The organism is Haloarcula sp. CBA1115 (assembly GCF_000827835.1).
In the GTDB taxonomy this organism is placed as follows: Archaea; Halobacteriota; Halobacteria; order Halobacteriales; family Haloarculaceae; genus Haloarcula; species Haloarcula hispanica.
The window spans coordinates 1,472,394-1,499,189 of sequence record NZ_CP010529.1; the positions used below are offsets into that span (position 1 = coordinate 1,472,394).

General features: G+C 64.9%; 31 protein-coding genes and 1 pseudogene. 11 read left to right on the forward strand and 21 right to left on the reverse strand.

Features of this window, described 5'->3' with window-relative positions:
• Window positions 1–2: 2 nt before the first annotated feature.
• From SG26_RS07310 to larB, 3 genes are all read right to left on the reverse strand, one after another.
• The gene (locus SG26_RS07310; protein WP_050037221.1) at window positions 3–1,400 is read right to left on the reverse strand and encodes a phosphoglucomutase/phosphomannomutase family protein; all 1,398 of its coding nucleotides are present in this window, start codon (window positions 1,398–1,400) and stop codon (window positions 3–5) included.
• 138 nt (window positions 1,401–1,538) lie between these two features.
• Complete coding sequence (locus tag SG26_RS07315) at window positions 1,539–1,823, reverse strand: GIY-YIG nuclease family protein (protein WP_050007393.1); 285 nt, start codon at window positions 1,821–1,823, stop codon at window positions 1,539–1,541.
• 279 nt (window positions 1,824–2,102) lie between these two features.
• Complete coding sequence (gene larB, locus SG26_RS07320) at window positions 2,103–2,867, reverse strand: nickel pincer cofactor biosynthesis protein LarB (RefSeq protein ID WP_050037222.1); 765 nt, start codon at window positions 2,865–2,867, stop codon at window positions 2,103–2,105.
• 288 nt (window positions 2,868–3,155) lie between these two features.
• Here larB and SG26_RS07325 point away from each other — a divergent pair, with 288 nt between their 5' ends.
• On the forward strand, window positions 3,156–3,323 hold the full coding sequence (locus tag SG26_RS07325; RefSeq protein WP_004517708.1) for a hypothetical protein: 168 nt from the start codon (window positions 3,156–3,158) through the stop codon (window positions 3,321–3,323).
• A gap of 47 nt (window positions 3,324–3,370) precedes the next feature.
• On the opposite strand, the gene rpiA is transcribed toward SG26_RS07325, so the two are convergent.
• Window positions 3,371–4,057: a ribose-5-phosphate isomerase RpiA gene (gene rpiA / locus SG26_RS07330; RefSeq protein WP_050037223.1), complete on the reverse strand. Its 687-nt coding sequence runs from the start codon at window positions 4,055–4,057 to the stop codon at window positions 3,371–3,373.
• Window positions 4,058–4,115: 58 nt separating this feature from the next.
• Between rpiA and SG26_RS07335 the strand changes: the two genes are divergently transcribed.
• Together SG26_RS07335 and glmM are read left to right on the forward strand one after the other, a co-directional pair.
• The gene (locus SG26_RS07335; protein WP_228841576.1) at window positions 4,116–4,292 is read left to right on the forward strand and encodes a hypothetical protein; all 177 of its coding nucleotides are present in this window, start codon (window positions 4,116–4,118) and stop codon (window positions 4,290–4,292) included.
• A gap of 118 nt (window positions 4,293–4,410) precedes the next feature.
• Window positions 4,411–5,727, forward strand: a complete 1,317-nt coding sequence (gene glmM, locus SG26_RS07340; protein WP_050037224.1) for a phosphoglucosamine mutase — start codon at window positions 4,411–4,413, stop codon at window positions 5,725–5,727.
• 468 nt (window positions 5,728–6,195) lie between these two features.
• Here glmM and SG26_RS07345 read toward each other — a convergent pair whose 3' ends face one another.
• From SG26_RS07345 to SG26_RS07375, 7 genes and pseudogenes are all read right to left on the reverse strand, one after another.
• Window positions 6,196–6,780, reverse strand: coding sequence for a hypothetical protein (locus SG26_RS07345; protein WP_008307296.1), 585 nt, complete (start codon window positions 6,778–6,780; stop codon window positions 6,196–6,198).
• A 46-nt stretch (window positions 6,781–6,826) separates the two neighbouring features.
• Window positions 6,827–7,263: pseudogene (locus SG26_RS07350) on the reverse strand (DUF2391 domain-containing protein).
• A gap of 264 nt (window positions 7,264–7,527) precedes the next feature.
• Complete coding sequence (gene upp, locus SG26_RS07355; RefSeq protein ID WP_014041610.1) at window positions 7,528–8,205, reverse strand: uracil phosphoribosyltransferase; 678 nt, start codon at window positions 8,203–8,205, stop codon at window positions 7,528–7,530.
• A gap of 40 nt (window positions 8,206–8,245) precedes the next feature.
• Window positions 8,246–11,065 (reverse strand): TRAP transporter fused permease subunit, encoded by a 2,820-nt coding sequence (locus SG26_RS07360; RefSeq protein WP_050037225.1) that lies wholly within the window; start codon window positions 11,063–11,065, stop codon window positions 8,246–8,248.
• Window positions 11,062–11,550, reverse strand: a complete 489-nt coding sequence (locus SG26_RS07365) for a DUF1850 domain-containing protein (RefSeq protein ID WP_050037226.1) — start codon at window positions 11,548–11,550, stop codon at window positions 11,062–11,064. The genes SG26_RS07360 and SG26_RS07365 overlap by 4 nt, the downstream gene beginning before the upstream one ends.
• A 58-nt stretch (window positions 11,551–11,608) precedes the next feature.
• On the reverse strand, window positions 11,609–12,649 hold the full coding sequence (locus SG26_RS07370; RefSeq protein WP_050037227.1) for a TAXI family TRAP transporter solute-binding subunit: 1,041 nt from the start codon (window positions 12,647–12,649) through the stop codon (window positions 11,609–11,611).
• Window positions 12,650–12,848: 199 nt separating this feature from the next.
• Window positions 12,849–13,541, reverse strand: coding sequence for a type 1 glutamine amidotransferase domain-containing protein (locus SG26_RS07375; RefSeq protein WP_014041614.1), 693 nt, complete (start codon window positions 13,539–13,541; stop codon window positions 12,849–12,851).
• Window positions 13,542–13,799: 258 nt separating this feature from the next.
• Between SG26_RS07375 and SG26_RS07380 the strand changes: the two genes are divergently transcribed.
• Window positions 13,800–14,498 carry a DUF5828 family protein gene (locus SG26_RS07380; RefSeq protein WP_014041615.1) on the forward strand — a complete coding sequence of 233 codons (699 nt, stop codon included), beginning with the start codon at window positions 13,800–13,802 and terminating at the stop codon, window positions 14,496–14,498.
• Between the two features lie 80 nt (window positions 14,499–14,578).
• On the opposite strand, the gene SG26_RS07385 is transcribed toward SG26_RS07380, so the two are convergent.
• Window positions 14,579–14,860, reverse strand: a complete 282-nt coding sequence (locus SG26_RS07385; RefSeq protein ID WP_014041616.1) for a hypothetical protein — start codon at window positions 14,858–14,860, stop codon at window positions 14,579–14,581.
• A gap of 126 nt (window positions 14,861–14,986) precedes the next feature.
• On the opposite strand from SG26_RS07385, the gene SG26_RS07390 reads away from it, so the two are divergent.
• Window positions 14,987–16,186 (forward strand): inorganic phosphate transporter, encoded by a 1,200-nt coding sequence (locus SG26_RS07390; RefSeq protein WP_050037228.1) that lies wholly within the window; start codon window positions 14,987–14,989, stop codon window positions 16,184–16,186.
• A gap of 5 nt (window positions 16,187–16,191) precedes the next feature.
• Here the strand turns inward: SG26_RS07390 and SG26_RS07395 are convergent, their stop codons facing one another.
• Window positions 16,192–16,407, reverse strand: a complete 216-nt coding sequence (locus tag SG26_RS07395) for a hypothetical protein (protein WP_050007752.1) — start codon at window positions 16,405–16,407, stop codon at window positions 16,192–16,194.
• A gap of 176 nt (window positions 16,408–16,583) precedes the next feature.
• Between SG26_RS07395 and SG26_RS07400 the strand changes: the two genes are divergently transcribed.
• Window positions 16,584–17,267 carry a hypothetical protein gene (locus SG26_RS07400; protein ID WP_050038255.1) on the forward strand — a complete coding sequence of 228 codons (684 nt, stop codon included), beginning with the start codon at window positions 16,584–16,586 and terminating at the stop codon, window positions 17,265–17,267.
• Between the two features lie 55 nt (window positions 17,268–17,322).
• Here the strand turns inward: SG26_RS07400 and SG26_RS07405 are convergent, their stop codons facing one another.
• From SG26_RS07405 to SG26_RS07415, 3 genes are all read right to left on the reverse strand, one after another.
• Window positions 17,323–19,188, reverse strand: a complete 1,866-nt coding sequence (locus SG26_RS07405; protein ID WP_050037229.1) for a carbon starvation protein A — start codon at window positions 19,186–19,188, stop codon at window positions 17,323–17,325.
• Between the two features lie 174 nt (window positions 19,189–19,362).
• On the reverse strand, window positions 19,363–20,337 hold the full coding sequence (locus SG26_RS07410; protein WP_050037230.1) for a TRC40/GET3/ArsA family transport-energizing ATPase: 975 nt from the start codon (window positions 20,335–20,337) through the stop codon (window positions 19,363–19,365).
• Entirely contained in the window at window positions 20,337–20,633 is a 297-nt protein-coding gene (locus SG26_RS07415) for a hypothetical protein (RefSeq protein WP_004959670.1), read from the reverse strand. The genes SG26_RS07410 and SG26_RS07415 overlap by 1 nt, the downstream gene beginning before the upstream one ends.
• 145 nt (window positions 20,634–20,778) lie before the next feature.
• Between SG26_RS07415 and SG26_RS07420 the strand changes: the two genes are divergently transcribed.
• Window positions 20,779–22,065, forward strand: a complete 1,287-nt coding sequence (locus SG26_RS07420; protein WP_050037231.1) for a GTP-binding protein — start codon at window positions 20,779–20,781, stop codon at window positions 22,063–22,065.
• Here the strand turns inward: SG26_RS07420 and SG26_RS07425 are convergent.
• The 3 genes from SG26_RS07425 to SG26_RS07435 all read right to left on the reverse strand — a co-directional run bounded on the left by SG26_RS07425 (window position 22,062) and on the right by SG26_RS07435 (window position 23,126).
• Window positions 22,062–22,268 carry a hypothetical protein gene (locus SG26_RS07425; RefSeq protein WP_014041623.1) on the reverse strand — a complete coding sequence of 69 codons (207 nt, stop codon included), beginning with the start codon at window positions 22,266–22,268 and terminating at the stop codon, window positions 22,062–22,064. The two genes, SG26_RS07420 and SG26_RS07425, sit on opposite strands and share 4 nt — an antisense overlap.
• A gap of 99 nt (window positions 22,269–22,367) precedes the next feature.
• Window positions 22,368–22,781, reverse strand: a complete 414-nt coding sequence (locus SG26_RS07430; protein ID WP_050007750.1) for a polyketide cyclase — start codon at window positions 22,779–22,781, stop codon at window positions 22,368–22,370.
• 30 nt (window positions 22,782–22,811) lie between these two features.
• Window positions 22,812–23,126 (reverse strand): hypothetical protein, encoded by a 315-nt coding sequence (locus tag SG26_RS07435; RefSeq protein ID WP_050037232.1) that lies wholly within the window; start codon window positions 23,124–23,126, stop codon window positions 22,812–22,814.
• A gap of 120 nt (window positions 23,127–23,246) precedes the next feature.
• Here SG26_RS07435 and SG26_RS07440 point away from each other — a divergent pair, with 120 nt between their 5' ends.
• Complete coding sequence (locus SG26_RS07440) at window positions 23,247–23,459, forward strand: hypothetical protein (protein ID WP_050037233.1); 213 nt, start codon at window positions 23,247–23,249, stop codon at window positions 23,457–23,459.
• Window positions 23,460–23,487: 28 nt separating this feature from the next.
• Here SG26_RS07440 and SG26_RS07445 read toward each other — a convergent pair whose 3' ends face one another.
• Both SG26_RS07445 and SG26_RS07450 read right to left on the reverse strand, forming a co-directional pair.
• Window positions 23,488–23,859 carry a cupin domain-containing protein gene (locus SG26_RS07445; protein WP_050037234.1) on the reverse strand — a complete coding sequence of 124 codons (372 nt, stop codon included), beginning with the start codon at window positions 23,857–23,859 and terminating at the stop codon, window positions 23,488–23,490.
• Between the two features lie 50 nt (window positions 23,860–23,909).
• Window positions 23,910–25,298: a hemolysin family protein gene (locus SG26_RS07450; RefSeq protein ID WP_014041627.1), complete on the reverse strand. Its 1,389-nt coding sequence runs from the start codon at window positions 25,296–25,298 to the stop codon at window positions 23,910–23,912.
• A 98-nt stretch (window positions 25,299–25,396) separates the two neighbouring features.
• Between SG26_RS07450 and SG26_RS07455 the strand changes: the two genes are divergently transcribed.
• The 3 genes from SG26_RS07455 to SG26_RS07465 are packed head-to-tail and all read left to right on the forward strand — an operon-like array spanning window position 25,397 to window position 26,771.
• Window positions 25,397–25,675 carry a glutathione S-transferase N-terminal domain-containing protein gene (locus SG26_RS07455; protein WP_014041628.1) on the forward strand — a complete coding sequence of 93 codons (279 nt, stop codon included), beginning with the start codon at window positions 25,397–25,399 and terminating at the stop codon, window positions 25,673–25,675.
• Window positions 25,675–26,184: a redoxin domain-containing protein gene (locus tag SG26_RS07460; RefSeq protein WP_050037235.1), complete on the forward strand. Its 510-nt coding sequence runs from the start codon at window positions 25,675–25,677 to the stop codon at window positions 26,182–26,184. The genes SG26_RS07455 and SG26_RS07460 overlap by 1 nt, the downstream gene beginning before the upstream one ends.
• A gap of 2 nt (window positions 26,185–26,186) precedes the next feature.
• Window positions 26,187–26,771 (forward strand): L-threonylcarbamoyladenylate synthase, encoded by a 585-nt coding sequence (locus tag SG26_RS07465; protein ID WP_050037236.1) that lies wholly within the window; start codon window positions 26,187–26,189, stop codon window positions 26,769–26,771.
• Window positions 26,772–26,796: the final 25 nt, after the last annotated feature.

Genomic DNA, 26,796 nt, shown 5'->3' on the forward strand with positions numbered 1-26,796 from the left:
GGTCAGACCAGCGGTTCGACCAGGTCCCGGCCCGCCTCTAACAGGTCCTCGACGCGCTCCGCACTCGACGCCTCGGCGTAGACGCGGAGCTTCGGCTCCGTTCCGGACGGGCGGACCAGCACCCACGTCCCGTCTTCGAGCCGGATTTTGAACCCGTCGACGGTGTTAATGCCGTCGACAGCGACTCCCGCCAGCGTGTCTGGAAGTGCGGTTTCGAGGTCGGCGAGGACGGACTCCTTGCGGTCGTCCGGACAGTCGACGCTGATACGGTCCTGGTGGATTTCGCCGTGTTCGTCCAGCAATCGGTCGACACGAGCGTCAAGCGGTTCCTCGCGTTCGGCTGCGGCGGCGACCAGCGCCACCAGCACGCCGTCCTTGTTCCGCAGGTGGTCCGGCAGGCCGAAGCCGCCGGACTCCTCGCCGCCGAACAGCGCGTCGTGCTCGGCCATCGCCTCGGCGACCCACTTGAAGCCGACGGCGACCTCGTGGACGGACTGACCGTGGGCCTCGGCGACGCGGTCGACGATGCTGGACGTCGAGACCGTCCGAACCACGTCGCCTGTCCCGTCTTCGAGCAGGAAGTCGTACATCGCGGCGAAAAACAGGTTGGGGTCCAGATAGCCCCGCTCGGGCGTGACGACGCCGATGCGGTCGGCGTCGCCGTCGTTGATGATTCCCAGCGCAGCGTCGCCGTCGCTGACTTCCGCCACCAGTCCCTCGGCGTTCTCCGCCGACGGTTCGGGCGACCCGCCGCCAAAGTCGGGGTCCTGTTCGCAGTTGAGTCGGGTCACGTCAGCGCCGGCGTCGGCGAGGAGGGCGTCGGTGACGCCGCGGCCGCTCCCGTACAGCGCGTCGTAGGCGACCGGGAGGCCGTCGAGGTCGGCGTCGACGAACGACAGCGCGTGCTCGTGGTACGGCCCGATCAGGTCCTCCTCCGTTCGCTCGCCCCACTCGTCCTCGGGCAGCGGGTCGAGCACGGCGAGGTTCTCCTCGAAGGCGGCCGTCCAGTCCGGCAGCGCCGGCGACCCGTCGCCGGGAATGAACTTCACGCCGTTGTACTCCGGGGGATTGTGGCTGGCCGTAATCTGGAGCGCCCCTGCGAGGTCGCGGTCTTTCACCGTCCAGGCGACAATCGGCGTCGGCGTGTCCCGGTCCGGCAAGAGCACGTCGAAGCCGTTCGCGCGCAGGACGTGTGCGAGTTCGTCAGCGAACCCGGGCGAGGTCTCGCGGGCGTCGTATCCGATGGCGACGGTCCCGGTCGCCCCGCGTTCCTGCAGGGTGGTGGCGACGGCCTGTCCCACCATCCGGACCCGCGGCTTCGTGAACACGTCCAGCGTCGCCCGCCAGCCGTCCGTCCCGAAGGCGATCGCACCTGCGTCGACATCCGCGTCGTTGTCCATATCTCGCGGTTCTCAGCCCCTCGACAAAAAATCACGCCCCATCGCAAAACTGTCACTTCACGGCTACCGACGGGAAGAGGTGAGCCTCGGCATCTGAGGCGGTAGCGCTGCTAATTCTTCAGTTGTATCGATAGCGGTTCAGATATCGAAGTCCGCTTCGGCGTCGCTGGATTCGACAAGCCGTTCCTTCTTTGCTCTGGTGTACTGCTTGATCTCGTACTCACGGCTCATCGCTTCGGACTGTGAGTCGAACGACTCGACGTGGATCAGTTCGACCGGGGTTCGGCCGCGCGTGTACTTCGCGCCGTCGCCGGCGTCGTGTTCGCGGACGCGGCGCTCCACATCGGTCGTATAGCCGGTGTAAAACGTGTTGTCGCTACAGCGGAGGACGTACACATGGTAAGGGCTCCGCGCGGTAGTCATCGCACGATGCTGGTGGCCCAGCGGGCCTCACACTTTTTGGGCGCGCTCTCTCGATACCTCGGCAATGCCAGCGTTCGCCGAGCAGTTCGGACACGCCCGGATGTGTCCGCGTTCGTCCGCGAACACTCGGGCGAACTGGTCTGAGACGTGCGCGCCGCAATGATCACATTCAGGCATCGTGTTCGTCGGCGACACCACCGCCGACGTATACGCGTACGCACGTTGTTCCCATAGCTCTTTACCCAAATACTTGGGTATGTCTGCAGTTGGCGTAGATATCTACGTCCGTGCATCGTCGAGCTGTCTGGCGATTAGGCCGGCCTGCGTCCCGGCGGTGAAGCCGGCGTCGATGTTCACGACGGAGAGGGCAGTGCAGGACTGGAGCAACCCCGAGAGGGCCGCCTCGCCCTCACCGCCGTGGCCGTAGCCGGTCGAGACGGGCAATCCGATGACCGGCACGTCCACGAGCCCGGCGATGACCGTCGGGAGCGCGCCTTCGCGACCCGCCGCGACGATGAGCACGTCATGGTCCCGGAACCTATCGACCGCGTCTATCGTCCGGGCGAGGCTCGCGACGCCGACGTCGTCGATACGGGCCACGGTCGCGCCCATCTCCTCGGCGATGAGCGCGGCCTCACCGGCCGGAACGGCGTCGGAGGTCCCGGCCGTGACGATGCCGACTGACGCGTCCAGCGACGGGCGCTCAAAGGCGGGCGTCGTCGCCACCAGCCAGTTCGAGCGGTCGTCCCAGCGAACTGTCGCATCTGGGGCGGTTTCGTCCAACCGCTCCCGAACGGTCGTCGCAGTTGCCGTGTCGAGCCGCGTCACGATAGCCCGCCCCGTCGTTTCGATAGCTGTCACCGCAAGCTCCGCTACTTCCGCCGGCGTCTTCCCATCTGCAAGGACAGCCTCGGGAACACCGGCACGGTCCTCCCGAGAGGCGTCGAACCGACCGGCCCCGCTGGTCGCGTAGCCCGCAAGCGCCGCCTCGGCCTCTACCGGGGAGAGGTCACCCGCCGCAACCGAATCGAGTATGTCGCGCATAGGACCCATTCAGTGATACGGCCACTCCTATCCGTCGGTCCGAGGCGAACGTATCGCCCGTTTCAGGGCCGACCTGTGCGAGCGCGCGTGAGCGACGCTCGGCCGGAGTAACGCAACAATAGCCGTCTAGCACAGCCGAAAGCACGGATTCTGATGGATTACAGAGGACACAAATGCGAATTTATAAGGGGTTATGTGTCGTATAATGCCTCAAACTGCCGGTAATAGGGTCGAGAGCGAACTAATTGGAGAAAGTATATAAGTAACCCCCGTCGATACCTCGTCTGTATGGCAGACCTAATCGTCAAAGCCGCCGTTAAGGAAGAGCTCAACGACATGAACGTAGCGTCCGACTTCTACGACGCACTCGACGAGGAAGTCGAAGAGCTGCTCCAGGACGCAGCCCGCCGAGCCGACGAGAACGACCGGAAGACGGTCCAGCCGCGCGACCTGTAAGGTCGTTTCAAGCAGCGCATTTTTTGACGCACGCCGATCAGCGACAGCTATTCCGATAGCGCTCGGACGGTGACGCCGTCAGTAGTGCCGACGTGGATTTCGTCGGCCATGTCGACGAACAGCCCGTGCTCGACGACGCCGGGGAGTGCGGCGAGGTCGCTGGCGAGCGCGGCGGGGTCGTCGATGGGGCCGAAGTCACAGTCGAGCACGAGGTTCCCGTTGTCGGTGACGACGGGGCCGTCCTTGCGCTCTGCACGGCGAAGTGTCGGGTCGCCACCTAGATCATCGACTGCTCCGGCGACCGTCGAGCGGGCCATCGGAAGTACCTCGACCGGCACCGGCACCGAGAGCGACTCGGCCTCTTTGGTCGGGTCGGCGACGACGAGGAAGCGGTCAGCGCTCGCGTCGACGATCTTCTCCCGGGCGTGGGCTGCTCCGCCACCTTTGACGAGGTTGCCGCCGGCCACCTCGTCGGCCCCGTCGATAGCGAGGTCGACCGACACGTCGTCGAGGTCCGCCAGCGGGATGCCACAGTCCCGGGCCAGCTGACGGGACTGAAATGACGTCGGGACGCCGACGACATCGAGTCCTGCGTCGACCGCTCGCCCGATAGCACGGATAGCGTGGGCCGCTGTCGACCCCGTGCCAAGGCCGACGGCCATGCCGTCCTCGACTGCCTCGGCCGCCGATTCCCCCGCTGCCTGTTTCGCCGCGTCAGAGCCGCCCTGTTTCATGTGCGGTGGGTCGACAGACGCGGACAAAACGTTTGTTCTCCCGGCCGCAAGCGTCAGTATGGCCGACTGCACGTACTGCGGCTGTTCCGTCGAGGCCCACGACCCCGTCTACATCAGCGAGACACCCGACGGGAAGCCGACAACGCAGTTCTGCAACTACGGCTGCCTCTCGGCTCACATCGACGAAGCGGGGCTGACGACCGGGACGGCCTGCGAGTGGGCGCCGACGCAGTAGCGGCGCGGTCTGTGGGTGGTCACCGACACAGCGACGGAGCGAGCGTCAGCACCATCGGTCCACAGTACCTGTCCGATGCCGGATGGATTTTAGGGGCGGCCCGCCCCAGAGAGCAGTAATGACACAGTTCGGAACGAGCGGGATTCGGGGTCCCGTCGGCGAGACAGTCACGGCCGAGGTGGCGCTTTCGGTGGGGCGGGCGCTTGGCATCGACTGCGAGCGGGTGGTCGTGGGCCGGGACCCGCGAGCGAGCGGCGAGTACCTGCAGGCGGCGCTGGTGGCCGGGCTCCGAGAGAGCGGCGTCGACGTGGTCGACCTCGGCGGTGCGGCGACGCCGACTATCGGACGGGCGGTGGCATGGCAGGACGCCGACGCCGGGGTTGCAGTGACGGCGAGCCACAACCCGCCCCAGGACAACGGTATCAAGCTCTGGCAGCCCAGCGGGCAAGCCTTCGACGCGGACCTGCGGGAGACGATTGAACAGCGACTGGACGAGGATGCGTTCCAGCCAGCGGCGTGGGACGAGAGCGGCGACATCGAGTCCCGGGATGCCAGCCAGCGCCACGTCGAGGCGCTGGTCGCGGAAATCGGCGAACTGGACCTCGACAGCCACGTCGTCGTCGATCTGGGCAACGGCGCGGGTCGAGTCAGCGTCGACGCGCTTTCGGCGCTGGGCTGCTCCGTCGAGACGCTCAACGGTCAGCCCGACGGCGCGTTCCCGGGTCGGCCCTCGGAGCCGAAAGCCGAGAACTGCGAGTCACTGGCGACGCTAGTGGCCGAATCAGACGCCGACCTCGGGATCGCACACGACGGCGACGCCGACCGGATGCGGGCGGTTTCGGCCGACGGGACCTTCCTCTCGGGCGACGTGTTGCTGGCCGTGTTCGCCCGTACTGCGGCGTCACCGGGCGAGCGGGTCGCCGTCCCGGTTGATACAAGCCTCGCCGTCGAGGACCACCTCAGCGATATCGACGTGGCCGTCGAGTACACCCCGGTCGGGGACGTGTATGTCGCCGAGGCCGCGAGCGAGGACGGGGTCGCTTTCGGCGGCGAGCCGAGCGGCGCGTGGATCTGGCCCGAGCGAACGCTGTGTCCGGACGGGCCGCTGGCGGCCTGTACCGCCGCAACGCTGGACAGCGAGCGCCCGCTGGGCGACCGCGCCGCCGATGTGCCGGAGTACCCCATCCGCCGGGACAGCGTCGAAACCGCTCAGAAGGAAACGGTGATGGACCGCGTTCGAGAGACGGTGACTGACGCCTACGACGACGTGACGACGCTCGACGGGGTCCGGGTCGACCTCGGCGACGCGTGGTTCCTCCTGCGGGCCAGCGGGACCCAGCCGCTCGTTCGGATCACCGCCGAAGCCCGTGACGCGGACCGTGCTGACGCGGTGTTCGAGGAGGCACGGACACGCCTGACAGATGCATTAGCATAGCCCCTGAAACGCCTGTGCAGTAAAACAGCGGTTGGTAGCGAGTGCAGCCGGCGAGGAAAACGTCCCCGCAACCGTCAGGTCACAGGGCGGCAGTTCCTGACCGGTTCTATCCGCGACGTGTGGACCGGGCCTCACGGACGTCTGCCCCGTCGCGAATCTTGTCCTCGCACTGCGGACAGACCCTGGGCTTTTCGACCCCGTTCGGCGTGAACACACGCGCGTAGTCAGCCGTTACAAAATTACCGCAGTTCTGGCATTCCGGCATACAACCCTGTATGTGGGTCATACCCTCTTAATTGTTGTTGGTCTGGTAAGAGTTGACATACGGGGTGTTGGCGTCGCTGCCGGGTGAAAACACCGTTTCATTCGAGAGGGAGGACGCCATCGGGGTGTTCGATGGGCGAAGTAGTGTCGGCCGGCTGCCACAATTTCATCGAAGGAGCGGCGGATTCAGGAGCGCGTGTCCGGTTACTCCTCGAAGGAACTGGTAATGGTTCCGTCCTCGGACAGTTCGATGACACCGTCGAAGAGTTCCCGGAACGCCGCGACCGTCTCCTCGTCGTGGACCTCGTCGGCGAGGTGGAACATCCCGACAGCGTCGTACTCCGCAAGCAGGTCGAGGATGTCTTCGACGGCCGAGAGCGCGCCGTCCTCGTCGGCGTAGTAGATGAGTTCCGTCAGGGAGTCGAACGTTACGCGGAGTTTCCCGTCGTGTTCCTGCAGGAACGTCTCGGTCTCCGAGACGATGCCGGACAGGTCGTCCGGGGCAGAAACGTACCGAACCCCCTCGGAGCGGCGACGGGTATAGCCGCGTTCGACCGACAGCGTGTCGAGGATGGTCGCCTTCGACTCGTCAACCTCGTAGTACTCCAGTTTCTGCTTGACCTCTCGGGCGGTGGTCCGGGTCGAGATGACGAGCATCGAATCCGTGTCGGTTGCGAGGAAATCCGTGTCGAGTCGGTCCGTCTCGCCGGTACTCGGATGCAGGAGCAGTACCCCCGTGCCACCCGGAACGGTTTCCGGTGCGTTGTCGATAGCCAGCGTATACTCCATATGCACATCAAGGAGAGTGGCACCCAATTAAGTGTGCGGGTCGCGGTCAGAACACGCTGTCCGCCGTCGCAGCCCCGACGACGCTGAAAATCGCACCGACGATGATCGCCTTCAGGGTCGTCAGAGTGACGGCCATCGGCGTCGGGTCCGCCAGAATCCCGCCGTCGACGAGAAACGTGTCCGGGGCGGTCAAAGCTGTCGCGAGGATGGCGACCGAACCGAACGCTACAATCATCAGCGAGACGAACCGGACTGGAATACCGGCCACCTCCGCCTCGGTGTCGATGTCTCGGCCGGCGTCGGCCTTGTACAGCGCCCCGTAGCCGATAGCGAACACGATACCGACGACGACTACCGCGTGATACCAGGACATATTCTCGGCCAGCACCCACACCTCCTCAGTCACGACGAACGGCCCCGCGAGCAGGAACCCCCGACGAGCTGCTGGGCAGTGTCCGCAACGCGGTATCGTCGTCGAACCATACGGGGTTGCCGTGCCGTCAGTACGAAAGCCTCCCGGTCCAGTACCGTCCGACAGGAGCCACGCCCGGTCACCGCGGGGCGGTTCACGGCCGTCACTCTCGTTTCAACTGGACCAAAATTACGCTGCCGTCTGTCGGTTTCCATGTGAAGGAAGGGGGTACAGCAGCTGGGTACAGACGGAAAATCGCGACATCATCGGCTGATTCGGGCCACAGATAAAAACGTTTCGTCCCTCAACCGATAGGTCGAGCGGGCCGCGACCGCTTACGTCGTCCGGAAAGCCCGGTCACCGGCGTCGCCGAGTCCCGGAACGATGAACCCGTCCTCGTCGAGTTCGTCGTCGATAGCGACGCTGATGATGTCTGCGTCCGACTGGGACTCCGAGACGCGGACGATACCCTCCGGCGCGGAAACCGCAGCCAGAACGAGCAGGTTCTCCGGTTCGGTCTTCTCTGAGGTGATGTAGTCGAGCACCGTCGTCATCGTCGACCCGGTCGCAAGCATCGGGTCCGCGATGATGACGGTGTCATCCTCGGTGATTTCGGGCAGTTTGACGTAGTCGACCGAGATGGGGAACTCGCCGTCGTCGTTCATCCCGGCTTCCTCGTCGCGGCTGGCAGAAATGACGCCCTGCCTGGCGCGGGGGAACGCCTTGAGCAGTCCCTCGACGAACGGCGTCGCCGCACGAAGGACGTTGACGATGACCACGTCATCGAGTCCCTTGACGCGTTCGCCCATCATCGTAGTCAGCGGCGTCTGGACCTCCGTGTACTCGGTCTCCATCCGACCGTCGATGATCTCGTAGCCACAGATGCGGCCGAGACGGACCAGTCCCTTCCGGAACGCGACCTGTTCGGTCTCGACGTTTCGTATCCGTGTCAGTTCATCTCGCGCCAGCGCGTGCGTGACGACGGAGGCGTCGCCGCGCTGTTCGATTGGCATATCGTGCCCGTTGACCCCCGATGGGTTAAACGGTTCTCACTCACGCCGGCTCAGCCGTGCCGGACCGTACCGCAGGGTCACCGCCGCGCTGGCGGTTCTTCGCCATGAGGAAGAGGAACAGGGCGAGGCCGACGCCGCGGAGTACAACGTCGAGCAGGACCGTCATCTCGCCGCCGACGATGCCGACGAGTCCGAGGAGGTCGTACACCCCGGACACAGCGAGCGCAGGAGCCATCAACAGGAGCGAACTGAACGCGAACGCTGCCCGCTCGCCACGGGAGACCGGCGCGTACGCGAACCCGATGACTGTCGCGGCCAGTGCGACGACGCCGAGGAAGACGCCGATCACGGGGATGAGAATCTCGGGGATCGCGTAGCCGACATCGAGGAGGTCCGCGGTCCCGACGACCCGGTATTTGTCCCCGATGTCGAGGGTGGCAGCGTCAGGGTTGCGCCGCAACAGGATGATGCCCGGCGTGACGATGAACGCGAACGGGACGATGGCCTTGTTGAGCGACAGCGAGAACGCCTCGATACCGGTCTCGAAGGCATCGGACTTCGCGACGCCCGAGGCAGCGTAGGCGGCCACCGCGACCGGCGGCGTGATGTCGGCGATGACGCCGAAGTAGAGGATAAACAGATGCGCCGCGAGCAGCGGAACGCCGAACTCGGTCAGCGCCGGCGCGAGCAGAGAGACGAGGATGATGTAGGTCACCGTCGTCGGCATCCCCATCCCGAGGATAATCGACGAGAACGCGGTGACGAGCAACAGCAAGACGAGCGACCCGCCGGCGACAGCCGTGATGAGCGAGACGAGGTTCGGACCGAGGCCGGAGACGCTGATGACACCCGGGATGATGCCGGCAGCGGCGACGGCGATAACGACTGGAACGGCGGTTCTGGCCCCGCTCTCCATAGATTTCCCGAGGAAAACACCGAGCTTGTACAGTCCGTTCGAAGCCAACTCTGGACGGCCGATAGCATCGGACGTCGTTTCGGCGGCATCGTCGACGGCATTGTCGAACGACAGCAGCGGCGAGTCGAGTCTGGGCCGGGTAATCAGCGTCAGGACGCCGGCGAGGATGATCAACGTGCCGACATTGCCGAGCGCCGCGGAAAACGCGGCACCAAGCGGTTGTGGGCCGGGCAGTGCAAGCGCCCCTTCCGCTGCCAGGTCTGCCGCGACGAGGCCATCGATGCGGTTGAACAGCGGCGGGAATGCCGTAGTGGCCTGTACGAACCGATTGAACAGGTATCCGAAAATGCCTTGCCCAGTGAAGTACTGCGTGAGCGTCGTCAGCCCGAAGAGGGACGCAAGTGTAATGCCGAGTCGGGCCCGCGTCTCGTCGCTGTAGGCCGCCACAAGTGCGATGAGGGCTCCGATTGCGATGAGCGTAAACCACGCCGAGCGGGCGACAGACAGCCGCTCGATGATGAGGTAGTACAGCAAAAGAACGAGCGGGACGAGGTAGAACCAGCCGCTCCGGAGGTGGCTACGGATGTTCACCAGTTCCGAAGAGTCGAGGCCGCCGATATCCTCCTTGACCGCCTCGAAGTGGACCATCACCCAGACGCCGAAGAAGAAGACGATGGCGGGAATCGTCGCGACGACGATGACGTCGGCGAACGGCGTCGCCGTGTACTGGACGATGAGGAACGCGGCGGCCCCCATCACCGGAGGGAGGATCTGGCCGCCCGAGGAGGCAGAGGCCTCCACGCCCCCGGAGAACTCCGGCGAGTAGCCCGACCGCTTCATCAGCGGAATCGTGAACGCACCGGTCGTCACCGTGTTCGCAATCGAGGACCCGGAGATGGTTCCCATAAATCCGCTGGCGAGAATGGACGCCTTCGCCGGGCCGCCCTTTCGCGTCCCCGTTGCGCCGTACGCGAGGTCGATGAACCACTTCCCCGCGCCGGACATTTCGAGGAACGCGCCAAACAGGATGAAGATGTAGATGAACTGCACGGAGACGGTGACCGGAATCCCGAACACCCCGTTTTCGGTGTTGTACCAGAGGTTCTGGATGATAGAGGCCCAGGACAGTTCCGGGATGGAGAGCACGCCGACGTAGGCTGCGTTCTGTGGAATGAGTACGCCAAAGCGGGCGTAAACGACAAAGGCCGCGACGATGACCATCAGCCAGAGGCTGATGGCCCGGCGGGTCGCTTCGAGGACGAGCAGGACGCCAAGCACACCCAGCACGAACGCGTAGGAGGTATCGGCAAGTGGCCCGAGCAGGCCTGCTATCGGTTCCAGAAAGGTGAACACTTCCTGAATCGGTCGGCCGCGTTCAAGTCCCAGCGCACGCATGCGCTGGATCTCGTCGAAGTCGGTGATGAAGTACGCGGCCGACAGCACCGACAGCGCGATGAAAACGAAATCAGAGGGCGTCACGCGGTCCATCTCGGCGTCCAGAAACGCCCAGGCGAGCGCGTCGCCGATAGCGTGAACGACGCGAGACACCGGATGCTCCGCGCCGAATTTCTCGTCGACCAGCGTCCCGAGCGCGATACAGCGCCGGGAGAGCGGGCCGTCGCCGGTGCTGCCGGGATACAGCAGGAAGGTCAGGATGAGGCCGAAGGAGACGTGGACGGCGTTTATCTGGAGCAGTTGCAGCGACGCGAACACGACCTCGGGGACTTGGTCCGGGTCGCCGACACCCGGAAGCGAAATCGAGAGGTTGAACCCTTTCGCCGCGAGCCACATCTGAAACACCGAAAACGAGATGCCGATGAGCGCGACGAGGACGAGCGCCCAGCCTCTGAGCGAGCGTTTTCGCTCAATCTCCTGCAGTACTTCGTCGACTTCCTCGTCCGATACGGCCTCCCCGCCGTCGTCAGGTCGTGTGTCGTCAGTCATGTGTTGAGCTGGTCTTTCGCAGCACCGAACGCCGAACGCTGGGTCACGTAGAGATGGACCGAGCGGCCGTTGGTGCGGGCTACCAAATCGTAGGTTTCGGCTCCGACGTGAAGTTTATGCCCTGCAACATCACCGGGAGAGACTGTCACACGCGTGTAGTTGCCCGGTGGGTCGAAGACGTACACCCCGTCTTCCCGGGTGACGTTGGCCCCGCTCGGAAGCCCCCAGCCGAACGATTCGAACTCCATGCGGGTCATTTCGAGATGGTCGCCACGGACCGTGTACTCGTCGTAGACGCGCGTTTTTTCAACACTGTGCATATATTCCAGCGCCACGGTCGTCCCGTCCTCGACCGGGACCGTCAGATACTGGTCGCCGGTCTCGGCGTCCGCAACGACCAGTGCACGGCCGCCGGGTAGCGCCGCTACAGTCCCGATGAGGAGGAGGGAAACGAGCACCGCGGTGGCGACGTATCGTCGTCTCATTCCGGTTGCTGGGTAATAGAAGACGGGTAGTGAACGATGCGGATGACGTCAGTCGGCGTTACGCGTCGAAGTAGGTCGCCGCGCCGGGGTGGAGTTCGATGGACATCCCGTCCTGTGCGGAGTCCTTGCTGATGAAGTCCGTCTTGATGGACAGGTCGTCGACGTTGTCGAAGATGGCCGCGGTGACCGCTTCGACCGTCCCTTCGGGCTGCTCAGCGTTCGTCGCAATCATCGCCTGGACGGCGATCGTTTCGACGTCCTCGTCGACACCGGTGTAGGTGCCGCCGGGGATGGTGTCGTCGGCGAACCAGGACGCGTCCTCTTTCGCTGCGTCTCGGTTGTCACCGGAGATAGGGACGATGACGAGGTCGTTCGTGTTCGCGAGGTCCTCGATAGCGCCGACCGGCCAGCCACCGACGACGAACGCGGCGTCGATGTCGCCGTTCCGGAGCTGGTCGGCGGCCTGGGAGAACGAGGCGTTCTGCTCGGTGAAGTCGGAGATGCCGACCGACTCCAGAATCTGGAGCGCGTTGACCTGGGTCCCGCTCCCGAGGTCGCCGGTGTTGATCGTCGCGCCTTCGAGGTCGGAGAGCTGCGTGATGCCCGTGTCCGCGAGGGTGACGACTGTGATCGTTTCGGGGTACAGGGTCGCAACGCCACGGAGGTTCTCGATGGCGTTGTCCTGGAACGCATCGATGCCGGTCCCGTTCTTCGCGAACGAGGCGATGTCGTTCTGGATGAGCGCGAAGTCGGCGTCACCGCTTGCGAGGTTGCCGACGTTTTCGACGCTTGCACCGGTCGACTGGACGTTCAGCGTGAAGTCCGTGTTGTCCTCTACGACCGTCTTGAACTCGTTCGAGAGCGGGAAGTAGGTCCCACCGGTCCCACCGGCGTGCCACGAGAGGCGTGTCTCCGTGTCACCGCCGTCGCCTTCGGTCATGTCGTCGCCCTCAGTCGTCCCACCGTCGCCGTCAGTCATCTCGCCATCGCCTTCGGTCGACCCGCCGTCGCCACCGTCGCCGCCACAACCGGCGAGTGCCGCGACACCTGCAACGCCTGCTGTCTTGAGGAACCGCCTGCGCGTGGAGTTGTTAGTCATACGTATGTCTACGTTGCACGGGGCCTTCAAGAAGGTTAGCTAGTACACAGTCGTTATTTGACTATATCGTGCGATACCGTATGACAACGTATTCTCGGGGACGACGACCGGACGGGATAACTCGACCGGGCGAGATGTCCTTTGTTCGGAGAAATTCGGATTCTTTGACGTGTGTCAGTAGCTGACGTTCCGGACCCCGTTACGCGGACGTCTCGATACCGAGTTCGTCGAGGAGCGTCCGGGCGGCCGCAGCCGACGACGGCGGGCCACGAGCCGTGATGAGGTCGCCGTCGACCGTGACGCTGGTGTCGGCGTCGAGTTCGGCGTCCCAGTCAGCGCCGACAGCCTTCACTTCGTCTTCGACCCAGTACGGGAGCTTCCGGCCGTCGGGGAGCAGGTCGTTCTCGTCGACGATGCCTTCCTCCCAGGCGTTCGGGAAGCCGGTGACCGAGCGGCCGTCGGCGAGGAACTCGCCGTCAGCGTTTCTGGTGAACGCCAGAATCCCGACCGTGTGACAGACGACGAGCGCCTTGCCGTCGTCGCCGGCGACGCTCTCGCGCAGCAGTTCGCGGGCGTGGACGTCCTGCGTGATATCCCACTCCGCGCCGTGGCCGCCGGGGAACACGACGGTGTCGTAGTCCTCGGCGTCAGCCTGGGCCAGCGGAATCGGGTTGTTCAGGCGCTCATCGGTCTCGTGGACCTCCCGAACGTGCTCTGAGAGGTCCTCGCCGACTTCTTCCGGGTCGACGGAGCGCTCGTCAAGCACCGGCGGCTCGCCGGTCGGTGTCGCCACCGTGATATCCAGACCGGCGTCCGAGAGTGTTGTCAGCGGCTCGATACATTCTTCGCCCCAGTACCCGTGTTCGCTTACGACGAATAGTGCGGATGACATCAAACTACCATTCGCGTGCAATCCTTATAAGCAGCCGTTCGGTGTTGAGCGAAGCGGGCCGAGCGGGCGGGTCGCTATGCAGTGGCAGCACGCCGTCTGCGTGCCGATGTCGAGGGCTGGGGAGGAGTAGGGCGGGTAAGTATCATGTCTACCGCCATGGCGGAAACGTTTAACCCTACTGAGCAGCAATCCGCTGTGTACAGATGGACAGCCCACTGCAGCAGGTCCCGCGGCTGTCATAGACCGATCTATTATACCATGGCAGACATCGAAGAGAGCGTTTCAGGATTCAAGACGAAGGGCGGCTGGGTCGACATCGTCGAGCACGGCGAGCGCATCACGCAGGCGCTGAAAGACATCGCTTCGGACGAGGATGTCGACAACGACGCCCTCAGTGAGTTCGACGAGTGGCGACCGAAAAGCCACGAGCGACTGGACGAGGACGTCAACGAGAAAACCGCCGACCAGGCGAGCGTCGACGAAGGCAAAGGAGAGCAAGCGGGGAAAGGCCCCGATGAGGACCTCCAGACCGCCGGGGAAAAGCTCAGCGAGTCCTACGAAAACCTCGACGAGCCCGACGAGGCGATGGAGCGATGGAGCGAGTCCGTCGACTACGTGGCCCGCGCGGCCGACTCCGCCAGCCGGAAGGCCCTGCGGAAGGTCGAGGACACCGTCTACCGCAACGTGATGACACAGATCGCGCCCTACTACTTCGACAACGACCTCATCAGCGCGAACCTCCGCCGCGTCGGCGACGGCGACCGCCCCGAGTACGTCTTCGAGGTCAACGTCAACGACGACGACCTGAAGATGCGCGTCTCCAACAAGCTCGCCGACTTCGAGCAGGCCGTCGACCGCTGGCACGTCGACACCGAGAAGGTCACCGAAGCTGTGGAGGCTGCCGAAGGTGTGGATGCGACAGAGCCGGGCGAGGAGACCGATGCGAAGACGAACTGAGCTCGCCGCCGGGCGAGCGGCACCGGTTTTGGGTCCGAGAGGCGAAAACGAACGAAGCGCAAGCGTGGCCACACAGACGGTCAGATAGCGTCGTCGGGGTCGTGTTTCTCGGCCATCCGCGTCGCTTCGGCCGCGTACTGCGCCCGAAGGTCCTCGTCCTCGACGGAGCCGAGGTTGTCCGGGTCGGCGTCGACGGCGGCCGTCGTCTCCCGCACATCTGAAAACGAGGTCAAAGCGCGCTCCTTGCGGAAGTACTGTTCGCCGTCGGGCGTCGCGTACGTGAGGATGATGAGGTTCTGTTCGTCGTCGGAGTAGGTTCGTTCGACCAGCCAGACGCGAACAGTCTCTTCAGTGGCGGACATACGGGACCGAACCACGCGCTGGCACCTGAACGTTTGCCCGTGACGACCGCGTCGGTGTCGGCAGTCGGCCTCGCGAAGGCGCGCGAACGGTAGGCTCATTGCAGGCCGGGGCAAACGCCGTGACAGATGGTCGCGACGAGTACGATTGCGACGCTTGTTGTCGCGTCAGCCGCGAGTCTGTTCATGGCCTGGGCTATCGGTGCCGGGTCGTCCGGGTCCACTCCGTTCGCGCCGGCCGTCGGAGCGAACGCGATTTCGGTGATGCGGGCCGGGTTTTTCGTCGGCATCCTCGGGCTGGCCGGCGCGGTCCTGCAGGGGGCCAACGTCACGGAGGCTGTCGGGAGCGAACTCGTTCTGTTCCCGAGCGGCGGCGGCCTCTCGGCTATCGCCGCTATCGTCGCCCTCATCACCGCGGCGGTGCTGGTCGCCATCGGGATTTTCACTGGGTACCCCATCGCGACGGCGTTCACCGTCACCGGTGCGGTGGTCGGCGTCGGACTGGCGATGGGCGGCCAGCCGGCGACGGCCAAGTACCTCGAAATCGTCTCGCTGTGGGTCCTGACGCCCTTCGTCGGCGGCGGCATCGCCTTCGGGACGGCGTGGTCGCTCCGACACGAGGCCACGACCGAGGAACGGCTCGTACCGCTGCTGGGCGGGCTGGTCGGTGTGATTCTGGCGAACATCGAGTTCGTGCTCCTCGCGCCGGGCAGCGGGCAGGCGTCGGTCGCCCGCGCCGTCGCACGAGCGGCCGGGACGCCAATATTTCCGTCGATGGTCGTCGTGTCGCTCCTTGCCGGGGTGCTTGCCGGGGGACTGCTGTATCTGGACATCAGAGCGGACGCAGCCGCCGGGCAGCGGCACTTCTTGCTGGTGATGGGTGGACTGGTGGCCTTCTCCGCCGGCGGGAGCCAGGTCGGCCTGGCGCTGGGGCCGCTGGTCCCGCTACTCGGGGAAGGGCCGACGGCAGCCATCCCCATCACCGGAGTCCTGTTGTTCGGCGGACTCGGCCTCCTCATCGGGTCCTGGACGGGCGCGCCGCGGATGATCAAAGCGCTGGCACAGGACTACTCCTCGCTCGGCCCGCGCCGGTCTATCGGCGCGCTGATTCCGAGCTTCATCATCGCGCAGGCAGCCGTCTTCTTCGGTATTCCGGTGTCGTTCAACGAGATTATCGTCTCCGCTATCGTCGGCTCCGGCGCGGCCGCCGGCGGCGGCGAAGTCAGTCGAGAAAAGATGGGCAAGACGGTGCTGGCCTGGATCGGGTCGCTCGCGCTGGCGTTCGGACTGAGCTACGGCCTCTTCTGGATTATCGACGCACTCCTCTGACTCGCTTAGCGACCCCAGACGTAGCGACTCACGGCCTCGTTGACGCGGGTCGAGAGCCGGCCCATCCAGGCCTCAGGCGAGACGCGCTCGATATCCCGCTGGTCGACTTCGATGCGGTCGTCGCCGAAGGGGTCGTGGGGCTGTTCGTCCGCAGTTTCGTCGACGGCGTCGACGACGACGGTCATCGAGCAGCGGCCGCAGGCCTCGGTGTCTTTCGCCATGATTGTTAGTGATTAATTCGGAGGCCAGCGTCAAAAACCTGCCGCGGCGGTCGTGTACGGCCCGTGAACGACCGTCGACTGACCGATGCGCTTAAGACTCCGACACGGTATCGGCATGGTATGAGCTACCGCGGCATGGGATCGGTGCGAACTGAATGCCCACGCGACTCGATACGATGAGCGAAGACTCCGAGTCCGGGTCAGTCAAGGGGCCCCCGAATTACGGTGCGGACGACTGGGAGGACCCCGTCACTGGGGCGGTCCCGAAATCGGAGCTGCCCGACGAAATCATCGAGGAGGTCCCACACTGGACGGACGACCCGTACTTCGACCGGGTGAGCGACCGCCTGATGTACAACTACACGCTGGAGCGGGACCACCGGCTCCGCGGCGAGCGCTGGGGCCTCTACGGCGAGATGCGGATCCTCAATCAGAAACAGTTCTTCCACCCGGCGCTGTCCTACGGCGACCACGAATCAGAGGAGTTCCTCTACGCCCGCCGCGTCGACCGGCCGACGGTCGGCGAACTGAAGCGGCTGGTCGAACTCGGCCACGACCTGGCCGACAAACGGGTCACGCCGAACGAGGAGCACTACCGCACCGACTTCACGTTCGTCCTCGTCGCCGACGAACTGCCCGAGGAAGTCCGGTCGTTCGTCGATGGCCAGCGCGAGCGCACGCTGTTGAAATACGGCTACTACGGCCACTACGAGGTCAACCTTGGCGTCGTCGTTCCGGACGAGCAGGAAGCCGTCGCCGGCGAGGCCGCCGATGTGGTCGAGGCGTTCGTCCTCTGGGAGGACGTGACCCAGCCCGAGGAAGGAGTTCTCTCGCGGCTCGCCAAGCGGTTCTGGAAATGACGCTCGGGTAGCAGTCGCTGTCAGCGCCGAAAAAACGGAGAAGAGATCGGTTGCGTCAGTCGTCGCTCGGTTCGACGGCACCGCCGCCGTAGCTCTCGCGGACGGTGCTGATGTTGTCGTACCCCTTCTTGACCAGCGCCAGAGCGAGGCCGATGAGGGTCAGTGCCAGAAGCGTCTGGATAATCGTTGCGAACAGTTGCACACCGCTCGCACCGCCCACGATAATCGTCTGGTAGATGTTCTGGTAGAACGCGAGCCAGCCGAGGCCGAGCACGGTTATCGCCACCATGACGGCCATCGGTACGCCCGTGGAGTACAGCTGTTTGCTCTTGTCCCAGTTAGCCAGCCAGACCGTCGCGGTCAGCAGTGCGAGCGCGGCCAGCAGCTGGTTCGCACCGCCGAACAGCGCCCACAGGACGACCCACTGGCCGGAGATGACCATCACGTACGCGAGGCCACACTGGATGATCGGGTTCGTGTACCGACCGCGGCCGAGTTCGCCCAGCGTCGAACGGATGCCACCGCCCACGTCGAGGCCAGTCGATGTCTGGCCGGCCGACAGACCGACGATCTCTTCCATCATGTAGCGGCCGAGCCGGACAGCCGTGTCAGTAGACGTAAGCAGGAAGCTCACGAGAACGAGCGCCATGAACGGCGCGCCGAAGGACTGTGGGAGGCCGAGGCTCGTCAGGATGATGCCACCACCCGTCGCGAAGTTCGGCAGCGCCGCGCCAATACCGCCCGCAGGGTCGGGGAAGCCGGCGACCGCGAGCGTCGACAGCGCGACGGCCGCGAGCAGCCCCTCACCGAGCATCCCGCCGTAGCCGATCAGGCGGGCGTCGGTCTCCTTATCGAGTTGCTTCGCCGTCGTCCCGGAGGAGACCAGCGAGTGGAAGCCGCTGATGGTTCCACAGGCGATGGTAATGAAAAGCAGCGGGAACAGCGGGTACAGACCCGCACCCTCGACGCCCCAGAAGCCGTTGAAGGCACCCAGCGAGCTGTCGATGACCAGCGGCTGGCTCGACGAGCCGAGGATGGTCCCGACGATAATGGCGAGCAGCGCGCCGCCGACACCGGTGTACAGCAGGAACGAGGAGAGGTAGTCACGCGGCTGGAGCAACACCCACACCGGGAGCGCGCTGGCGACGGCGGCGTAGGCCATGATGACCGGTATCCACGCCGCAGTGTTGCCGCCCAGCGCGCTCGCGCCAGGCACCCAGGAACCGCTCCCGCCGAGCAACACGATGACGGACATCTCCGCGGTCCGTTCGGCCGTCGGTTCGAACAGGGCAATCGGGAACTGAATCCCAGCGAAGACGCCGGCGAAAACGCCTGCGACGAACAGGACTGTGCCGGGGATGAACGGCCCGTTGAGCTGGTAGAGGTACACGCCGAACGCCAGCGCGAGGGCGATGTAGACCAGCGACGCCGTCACCACCTCGGGATAGGCGTTGAACACGATCCCGACCACCAGCGCGAACACTGCGACGACGAGGATAATCGTCAGGAACGCGAACCACAGCAGCATGTTCTTTCCGCCCTCGCCGACGTACTCACCGACGATGTAGCCGATGGACTTCCCCTCGTGTCGGAGCGAGCCCGACAGCGAGACGAAGTCGTGGACGCTACCCATCAGTGGGTTGCCGATAGCGATCCACAGTAGTGCGGGAACCCACCCCCAGATGGCCCCCGCAGTAATCGGTCCGACAATCGGTGCCCCACCCGCGATACTGGAGTAGTGGTGACCCAGCAATACCGGTTTCTTCGACGGGACGTATTCCTGCCCGTCTTCGTACTTGTGTGCCGGTGTTTCGTTGGCGTTGTCGAGTTCGAGGAACCGCGCGAGGTACTTCGAATACCCCAGGTACCCCACGCTGAACGTCACCAGTACTGCCAGGACGATCCAGATTACCTGTGTCATGTATGTGCATGAATGGTAACCAACATCAAGCTATTAATAGTTATTATATTTTTCTTATATATCTCAAATCCGTCAGAATCCGCTCGGTCACACGGCTTCGACTATCAACGAAAAATCTAATATCTGATTACTTATCGGTTATGCGCGGCCCGCACATGAGCGGCGGCCGGTGGCTCAGACGAACGTCGGTGCCTCGGCGTCCGTCTCGACGTCGAATTCGGCGGCGACATCGTCGAGCAGGTCGCCTTTCACCTCCGCCGTGCGGGTCGTGATTTCCGCGACCAGCGGCGGGTCGAGCGTCTCTCGGACCTCCTGTAGCCGTTCGTTCTCAGTCGCGACGCGGTCTCGGAGATACCGGGCCCCGCGGCCGTCCTCGTCGGGGTCCGGCTCGGGCGTGAGTTTGTTGGCGACGAGGCCCCGAACCGAGAGGTCACGCTCCCGCATCTCGGCGATGGCGCGCCGCGTCTCGTTGACCGAGAGCTGGTCGGGGTTGAGCACGAGGAAGAAGGCGGCGTCGGACTGCAACGCGCCGCCGGCGAACTCGAAGAACTCCTTGCGGTCCTGCAGGCGGGCCAGCACCGGGTCGCCGTCCATCACGCGCCGGGGCTCGTTGCTGCCGATTGCGGCCTTCTCGAAGAGGTCGATGCTCTTCTCGCGTTTGTGCATCAGCCGGTCGATCCACCCTTCGAGGAACTCCGGCAGGCCGAGCAGCCGGAGCGTGCTGCCGGTCGGCGACGTGTCGAAGACGACCCGGTCGTACGGGTCGGCGTTGCGCATCACGTCGACGAAGCGGTCGAACAGCGCCGACTCGTAGGCCCCCGGCGTCTGATGGGCCATCTCTAGCTGTTGGTTGATCTCGTTGACCATCGCCGCCGACACCTGCTCGGAGAGGTCGTTACGGATGCCGTCGAGGTGGCGCTGGGCCTCGGTCTCGGGGTCGATCTCCATCGCGTCGAGACCGTCGATACCCTCGACGGATTCGGGGTCGTCGCTGAAGGGCTGGTCGAACACGTCGGTCACCGAGTGGGCTGGGTCCGTCGAGACGACGAGCGTGTCGAGGCCCGCTCGCGCGGATTTGACGCCGTAGGCACAGGAGACCGTGGTCTTGCCGACCCCGCCCTTGCCGCCGAAGAAGACGAACGGTTCCATCAGAAGTGGTACTGCTGGCCCTTGCGTTCGATGTAGGACCCGCGGTCCCACAGCCGTCGCTCCCAGGCCTCGAAGGTGTCTTCGAGGTACGGCAGCAGTTCGGCGGTGTAGTACGACACCGGCGACGGGATGCCGAAGGCGTCGGGGAAACAGGCCAGCATGAACGCGTCCTCGATGTCCTCGGCCTCCTTCTCGATTTTCTCGTAGGCCGGGTGCGTTATCATGCCGTGGTACAGGCCGCGGGCCCACTCCCGCAGCGTCCGGCGAAAGCGCTCGATTCGGTCGGCCAGTTCCATCGTGGGTCGTGTGTGCGAGAGGCACGGAGTAAAAGCTGTCGCAGTTACCCGTCGATAGTGCCCACGCGCTCTGGCGGGACAGCGGTCGTGTTCGGCTCCCGGAAACGAGGCGCGATTTGAAGGGAGGCGGCCCACAACGGGAGGTATGCGCGACACAATTCCCGTCACGATTCTCTCCGGAAGCCTCGGGGCCGGGAAGACGACACTGCTGAACCACCTGCTGACCGAGGCCGGCGACCGCGACATCGCCGTCCTCGTCAACGACATGGGAACCGTCAACGTCGACGCGGAACTGATCGCCGAGGGATCCGAACTGGACGTCGACGACGGCGTCGCGGAGCTTTCGAACGGCTGTATCTGCTGTGAACTGCAGGACGATCTCGAAACGGCAGTCGTCCGGCTGGCGAACAATCGGGACTTCGACGCGCTGGTCGTCGAGTCCTCTGGCATCTCCGAGCCAGCGCCCGTCGCGCGGCTGTTCACAACCGAATCGCGCGTGGCCGCGCTCTATCGCGTCGACACGCTCGTGACCGTGCTGGATACCCGACTGTTCCTCGACGCATTCGCCGGCGAGACGCCGGCGCGTCGCGGTACTGTAGAAGCGAACGCCGACGGAGATGGCGACGGCGCAGCGGCCGACGACGCCGACCGCCCCCTCTCTGACCTCATGGTCGAACAGGTCGAACTGTCGAACCTCGTTGTGATGAACAAGACGGACCTCTGTACGGACGCGGAGCTCGACGAGGCCGAAGAGTTGGTGCGGGCGCTCCAGCCAGACGCCGAGACTATCCGAACGACCTTCTCACAGGTCGACCCCGACCGGCTGTTTGACCGCGGGCTGTTCGACCAGCACGAAATCAACGACCTGCCGGGCTGGAAGCGGGCGCTGGCCGAGGCCGGGCACAGCCACGGCGGAGATGGCCACGACCACGGTGCCGAGGGCGATGCGGACGACGCCGGCCACGGACACGCCGACCACAAGCACCCCGAGGAGGTGTACGGCGTCACCTCCTTCACCTACCGCCGCCGCCGGCCGTTCCACCCCGACCGACTCGCCGACGCGTTGCGGGACCTCCCGTCAGGTGTCGTCCGCTCGAAGGGCACCGTCTGGCTGGCGGGCACCGAGCGCCGCGTCGTCATCGGCCAGGCCGGCCCTTCGATACGGGCCGAGGCACAGGGACCCTGGATTGCGAGCCTCCCCGAAGTCGAGCGGGACATGTACCGCTCGAACCGGCCGGAACTCGACTGGCACGACGAGCACGGCGACCGACGGACGGAACTGGTGTTCATCGGGACGGACTACGACGAGGACGCCCTTCGGACGGCGCTCGACGACGCGCTGGTGACGGACGAAGAATGGACCGAAAGCGACCCACCCGCGGGTCCATTCCCGTCAGAACAGGGGGATGAAACGGTTATCCGGAGCCCTTAGCAGGCACAGTCACGACCGGCCGCACGCTCGAAGCGCATCTCCTCGCCGCAGTCCGGACAGACCGGTTCGCCCTCCAGTTCGACGTCTCTGATGCGAACGCTGCAGTCGTCACACCAGTACGCCCCCTTGGACCCGTCGTCGGGGCGGGACTTCGCGTCCGACTCTGACGTGAGTGCCTCCTTGACGCTGTCGAGGATGCTCATGATCGTATATTGAAATTACGGCTACTAAACGTACCGTGGTTGTGTGCAGTCGTCTCACGACCAGCGACAATCGTGACGTTCAGTGCTTTTGCAGCCGATTCACGCCCCGGGCACGTCCGCCGCCAGGTCTTCGATGGCCCGCTCCAGCTCGTTGCCGCGCTTCCAGGCGGCGATGCGGTCGGCGAAGGGCAGCGGCAGGTTCAGCGAGACGGTCGACCGCATCGTGAGGCGGGACCCGTTTTCCTCCGGTGTAACGATGACTTGGGTCTCCAGATGGTCGAACGGGCCGACCTCGCCCTCGGCAGTGTACCGGAGGCCGTCCTCCCGGGACTCGAAGCGTAGCGGGACCGACATTCCCGGGCCGGCGGCGGTGACGAGCGTGCCCGTGTCTGTCTCTTCGACGGCCGTTACGGTAAACGTCCCCTCCGCCGCGACGACCGCCTCCGGCGAGAGCGTGCGGTGGACAGCCGGCGGCCGCGCCATCACGAACCGAGAGCGTTCGACCTCGCGCATACCAGTCCACAGACACACCGGGGTAGTAAATCACAGGGCCAGCGGGGCGGAGACGCCGACCAGCAAGACAGCGAAGCCGAGACCGATGTAGATGAGCCGCTGAAATCGGAGTTCCGGGGCTATCTGGACCCAGGGCGGCGGGGCAGTCCAGACAAGCCGGTGATACGCGACGGCGGCGACAGCGACGGTCCCGGCTGTGGCAACGGTCAGGCCGGCCCACACTGGCAGCCCGTACGCGAGGCCATACAGCGGGCCGACGGAGAACAGCAGCATCACCGCCGTCATGGTGCAGACGAGAAACGGGACCGGGTCGACCGGGTCCCCATGACGGTTTTGAACGTTCATACGCCCGTCTTGGGCGCCGAGCGTGTTTAGTTGCGCGACTCGGCCGCCGCCGGCTAGAGCGTGTCGAACTCGCCGGGCACTGCCAAAGAGCTAAGGGGCGTCCCGTCCGTGTTCGTGGGCATGAGCGACGCGAACGGGTTCGAGGAGGGGGCGAGCGGGTCGCAGGGTGACCCGCGGGTACTCATCGCGATGAACGTCGTGCTCTCGACGGTGTTTGCGGCCACTATTGTCTGGGGGCTGAGCGTCATCGGCGCGGCGGAACTCACGGCTATCAACGTCGCGACCGGCGCGATACTGCTGTTCGCACTGACCTACGCTATTACGCTCCAGTAGCCCTCGCAGAGCGACCGCGACGCTCGGCTTACTCGGGGTCGTAGGGATGTACGTCGTCCACCGCGGGCGCGCCGACGACGATCGTCCGCACCGGTTCGGCCGCCGATTCGGGGTTGTGCGCTCGCTGGGGGCTGTCCGGTTCGACGACGAACACCTCGTCTTCGCTGACCTCGTAGGTCTGCTCCGGCGTCTCGACGGCGAGCGTGCCCGAGAGGACGTAGAACAGCTCTTCCTGGTCGTCGTGGTAGTGGTACGCGAGCGGGATGTCCTCGCCGGGGGCGACCTCGTAGACGTTCACGGCCGCGTTTTCGAGGCCGGCCGCGTCACTGATGGAGCGCTGGACACTGGGTCGGTCCGGTGTCGGCTCGATATCGTCGACTGCGAGGTGGTGATAACCCATGTCATCCCTGTCAACAGCGACCGACGTAAAACGACTGCTCCCGCAAGTGCTCAGTCCGTGACCTCTTCGGCGTCGACCGACTCGGTTTCGTCGGTTTCGAGGCGGACAACGCGAGCTTTCATGATACGCGTGTTTTCGACCTGTTCGACGCGGATCTCGACGCCGTCGTAGGTGATGGTCTCACCCTCTTCGACCAGTCGGCCAGCCCGGTTGAAGATGAAGCCGGCGATGGTCTCGAACTCCTCGCCTTCGGGCAGGTCAAGGTCCAGCGCCTCGTTGACCTCCTCGATGTTGACCTCGCCTTTGACCGTGACCGTGTCGTCGTCGACGTACTCGATGGGTTCCTCCTCTTCGCCTTCGAGTATCTCGCCGACAATCTCCTCGGTCAGGTCCTCCATCGTCACCAGCCCCTCGGTGGTGCCGAACTCGTCGATGACGATGACCATGTGGAGGCGCTCGGCCCGCATCTCGGTCAACAGGTCGTCGACGTTCTTCGATTCGGGGACGTGCAGGGTCGGCTCGATGAGGTCTTCGAGGTCCATGTTGCGGGCCACCGCCTCGCCGTAGTTGAGGTCCCGAACGAGGTCCCGGATGTGGATGACGCCGATGACGTTGTCCAGGCTCCCCTCGTAGACGGGGATGCGGGCGTGGCCGCTCTGGATGCACGTCTCCAGGGCTTCCTCGGCAGAAGCCTCCTTGGCGACCGCGGTCATGTCCAGGCGCGGCGTCATCACTTCCTTGGCAATAGTGTCGTTGAACCGCAGCGTGCGCTGGAGCATCTCGCGTTCGTCCTCGTCGAGGACGCCCTCGCGCTCGCCCGTCTCGATGATGTCCTGTATCTCCTCGCGGGTGACGTAGGAGGTCTCGATGGCGGAGCGGCCCCCGGTGATTTTGTTGACGACGCGCGTGAGGTAGTCGAACAGCAGGATAAGCGGGAGCAGCACCTTCTCGGCAGCCTTGAGCGGTTTGGAGATGCGCAGCGCCCACGATTCGGTGTTCTCCACCGCGTAGCTCTTTGGCGCGCTCTCGCCGAACAGCAAAACGACGGCGGTAACGCCAAACGTCGCGATGGCGACAGCCAGCCCCTGACTATCGACGTACATCGCAAGGAGTCCAGTAGCGATGGAAGACATCGCGATATTGACGAGGTTGTTGCCGACGAGAATCGTTACCAGCAGGCGGTGGGGGTCTGATTTGAGTTGTTTGAGCGTCTTCGCACCCGGGACAGCGTCCTCGACGAGCGCTTCCGTCCGGTGTGCAGGCAGCGAGAACATCGCAATTTCTGAGGACGAGAAGAACGCCGAGAGGACGACCAGTGCGACGAGCGTGACAATACCAGCGACGAGCACCGCGTCTTTTGGTATTGGGACGCCGACGATTTCGACGCCCTGCAACATCGCTGTAGACAGCTCAAACGGCGCAGGTGGATCCAGGGCCATCAACGGTCGAAGTTGTAATGGGTGCGGATTAAGGCTTGTCATGAAGGGGTTGTCAGCGAAGCCCTTACCCGGCTTTCACGCGTATCACTCCACAGAGTATGAGCGAGTCCGATATCACGCTGTACCGGTTGCAGGCGTGTCCGTTCTGTGAGCGCGTCGTCCGGAAGCTGGACGCCTACGACCTCGACTACCAGTCGCGGTTCGTCGAGCCGATGCACGCCGACCGCGACGTTGTCAAGCGATTGTCCGGCAAGCGGACCGTGCCGGCTATCGTCGACGAGAACACCGGCGTCACGATGTCCGAGAGCGCGAACATCGTCGCGTATCTGGAGCGGACATACGGCGAGGGTGAGGAGACCGCAGGGGGTGTGGCCTGATGGACCTCGACTTCGATGTCGTCGACCTCGACCCGGTTGACCATCCCGACGAGGGCGACACCGCGCCGGATTTCACACGCCCGCTCGTCAACGACGAGTTCTGGGAGGACGAGTCGCTCTCGTCGCTGTGTGCCGACAGCGACCGGGTCGTCCTCGTGTTCCACGCGATGGACGGCGCGTTCCCGGCGACGTACATCTGGAACGAGATACGCGACCGCGCGTGGCACGAGCAGGCCACCGTCGTCGGCGTCTCCATCTCGACGCCGTACGAGCACAAGCAGTTGCTCGAAGAGCGGGATATCGAGGGGGACTACCGGCTGTTCTCGGACCCGGCCAACGGCGTCGCAGAGCAGTACGACATCGACATGGACCTCGACGGGATGGCCGGAATCGAGGAACCGCGCCCGTCGGTGTTCGTCCTCGATAGCGACCGGACCATCGAATACGCCTGGGTGGCCCAGGAGTGGCCCGACTTCCCCGACTACGACGACGTCGAAGCCCAGCTCTAACGATGGCGACAGTCGACGACGCCGCGGCAGCGGTCCGCGACGGAGAGCTGGTCGTCTATCCCACGGAGACGGTGTACGGCCTCGGCGCGGACGCGCTCAATGCTAATGCCGTCGAGCGTGTGTTCGAGGCGAAAGGTCGCGAGCGCGACAAGCCGGTGTCGATGGCCGTCCCCGATGTCGAGTCCGCCCGCGAGTACACGCACCCAAGCGACCGCGAACTGGCGTTCATGCGCGAGTTCCTCCCCGGCCCGGTCACCGTCGTCGTCGAGCGCCGCGACGCAGTGCCGGACGTGCTGGTCGCCGGCCGGGACCGCGTCGGGGTTCGGGTCCCCGACCACGACCTCGCGCTCGAACTGCTCGCCGAGACCGGGCCGCTAACCGCCACCAGCGCCAACATCTCCGGCAACCCAAGCGCCCGCTCCGTCGACGACCTCGACGCCATCCGGGAGCGCGCCGCCGTCGTGCTCGACGCCGGCGAAACCGACGGCGGGACCGGCTCGACGGTGGTGAACGTCGACACCGGAACGATACACCGCCGCGGCGCACACGCTGACGCCGTCGAGTCGTGGCTCGAAGCCCAAGGCTGACACTCACCGCTGTCCGGGCGATTAT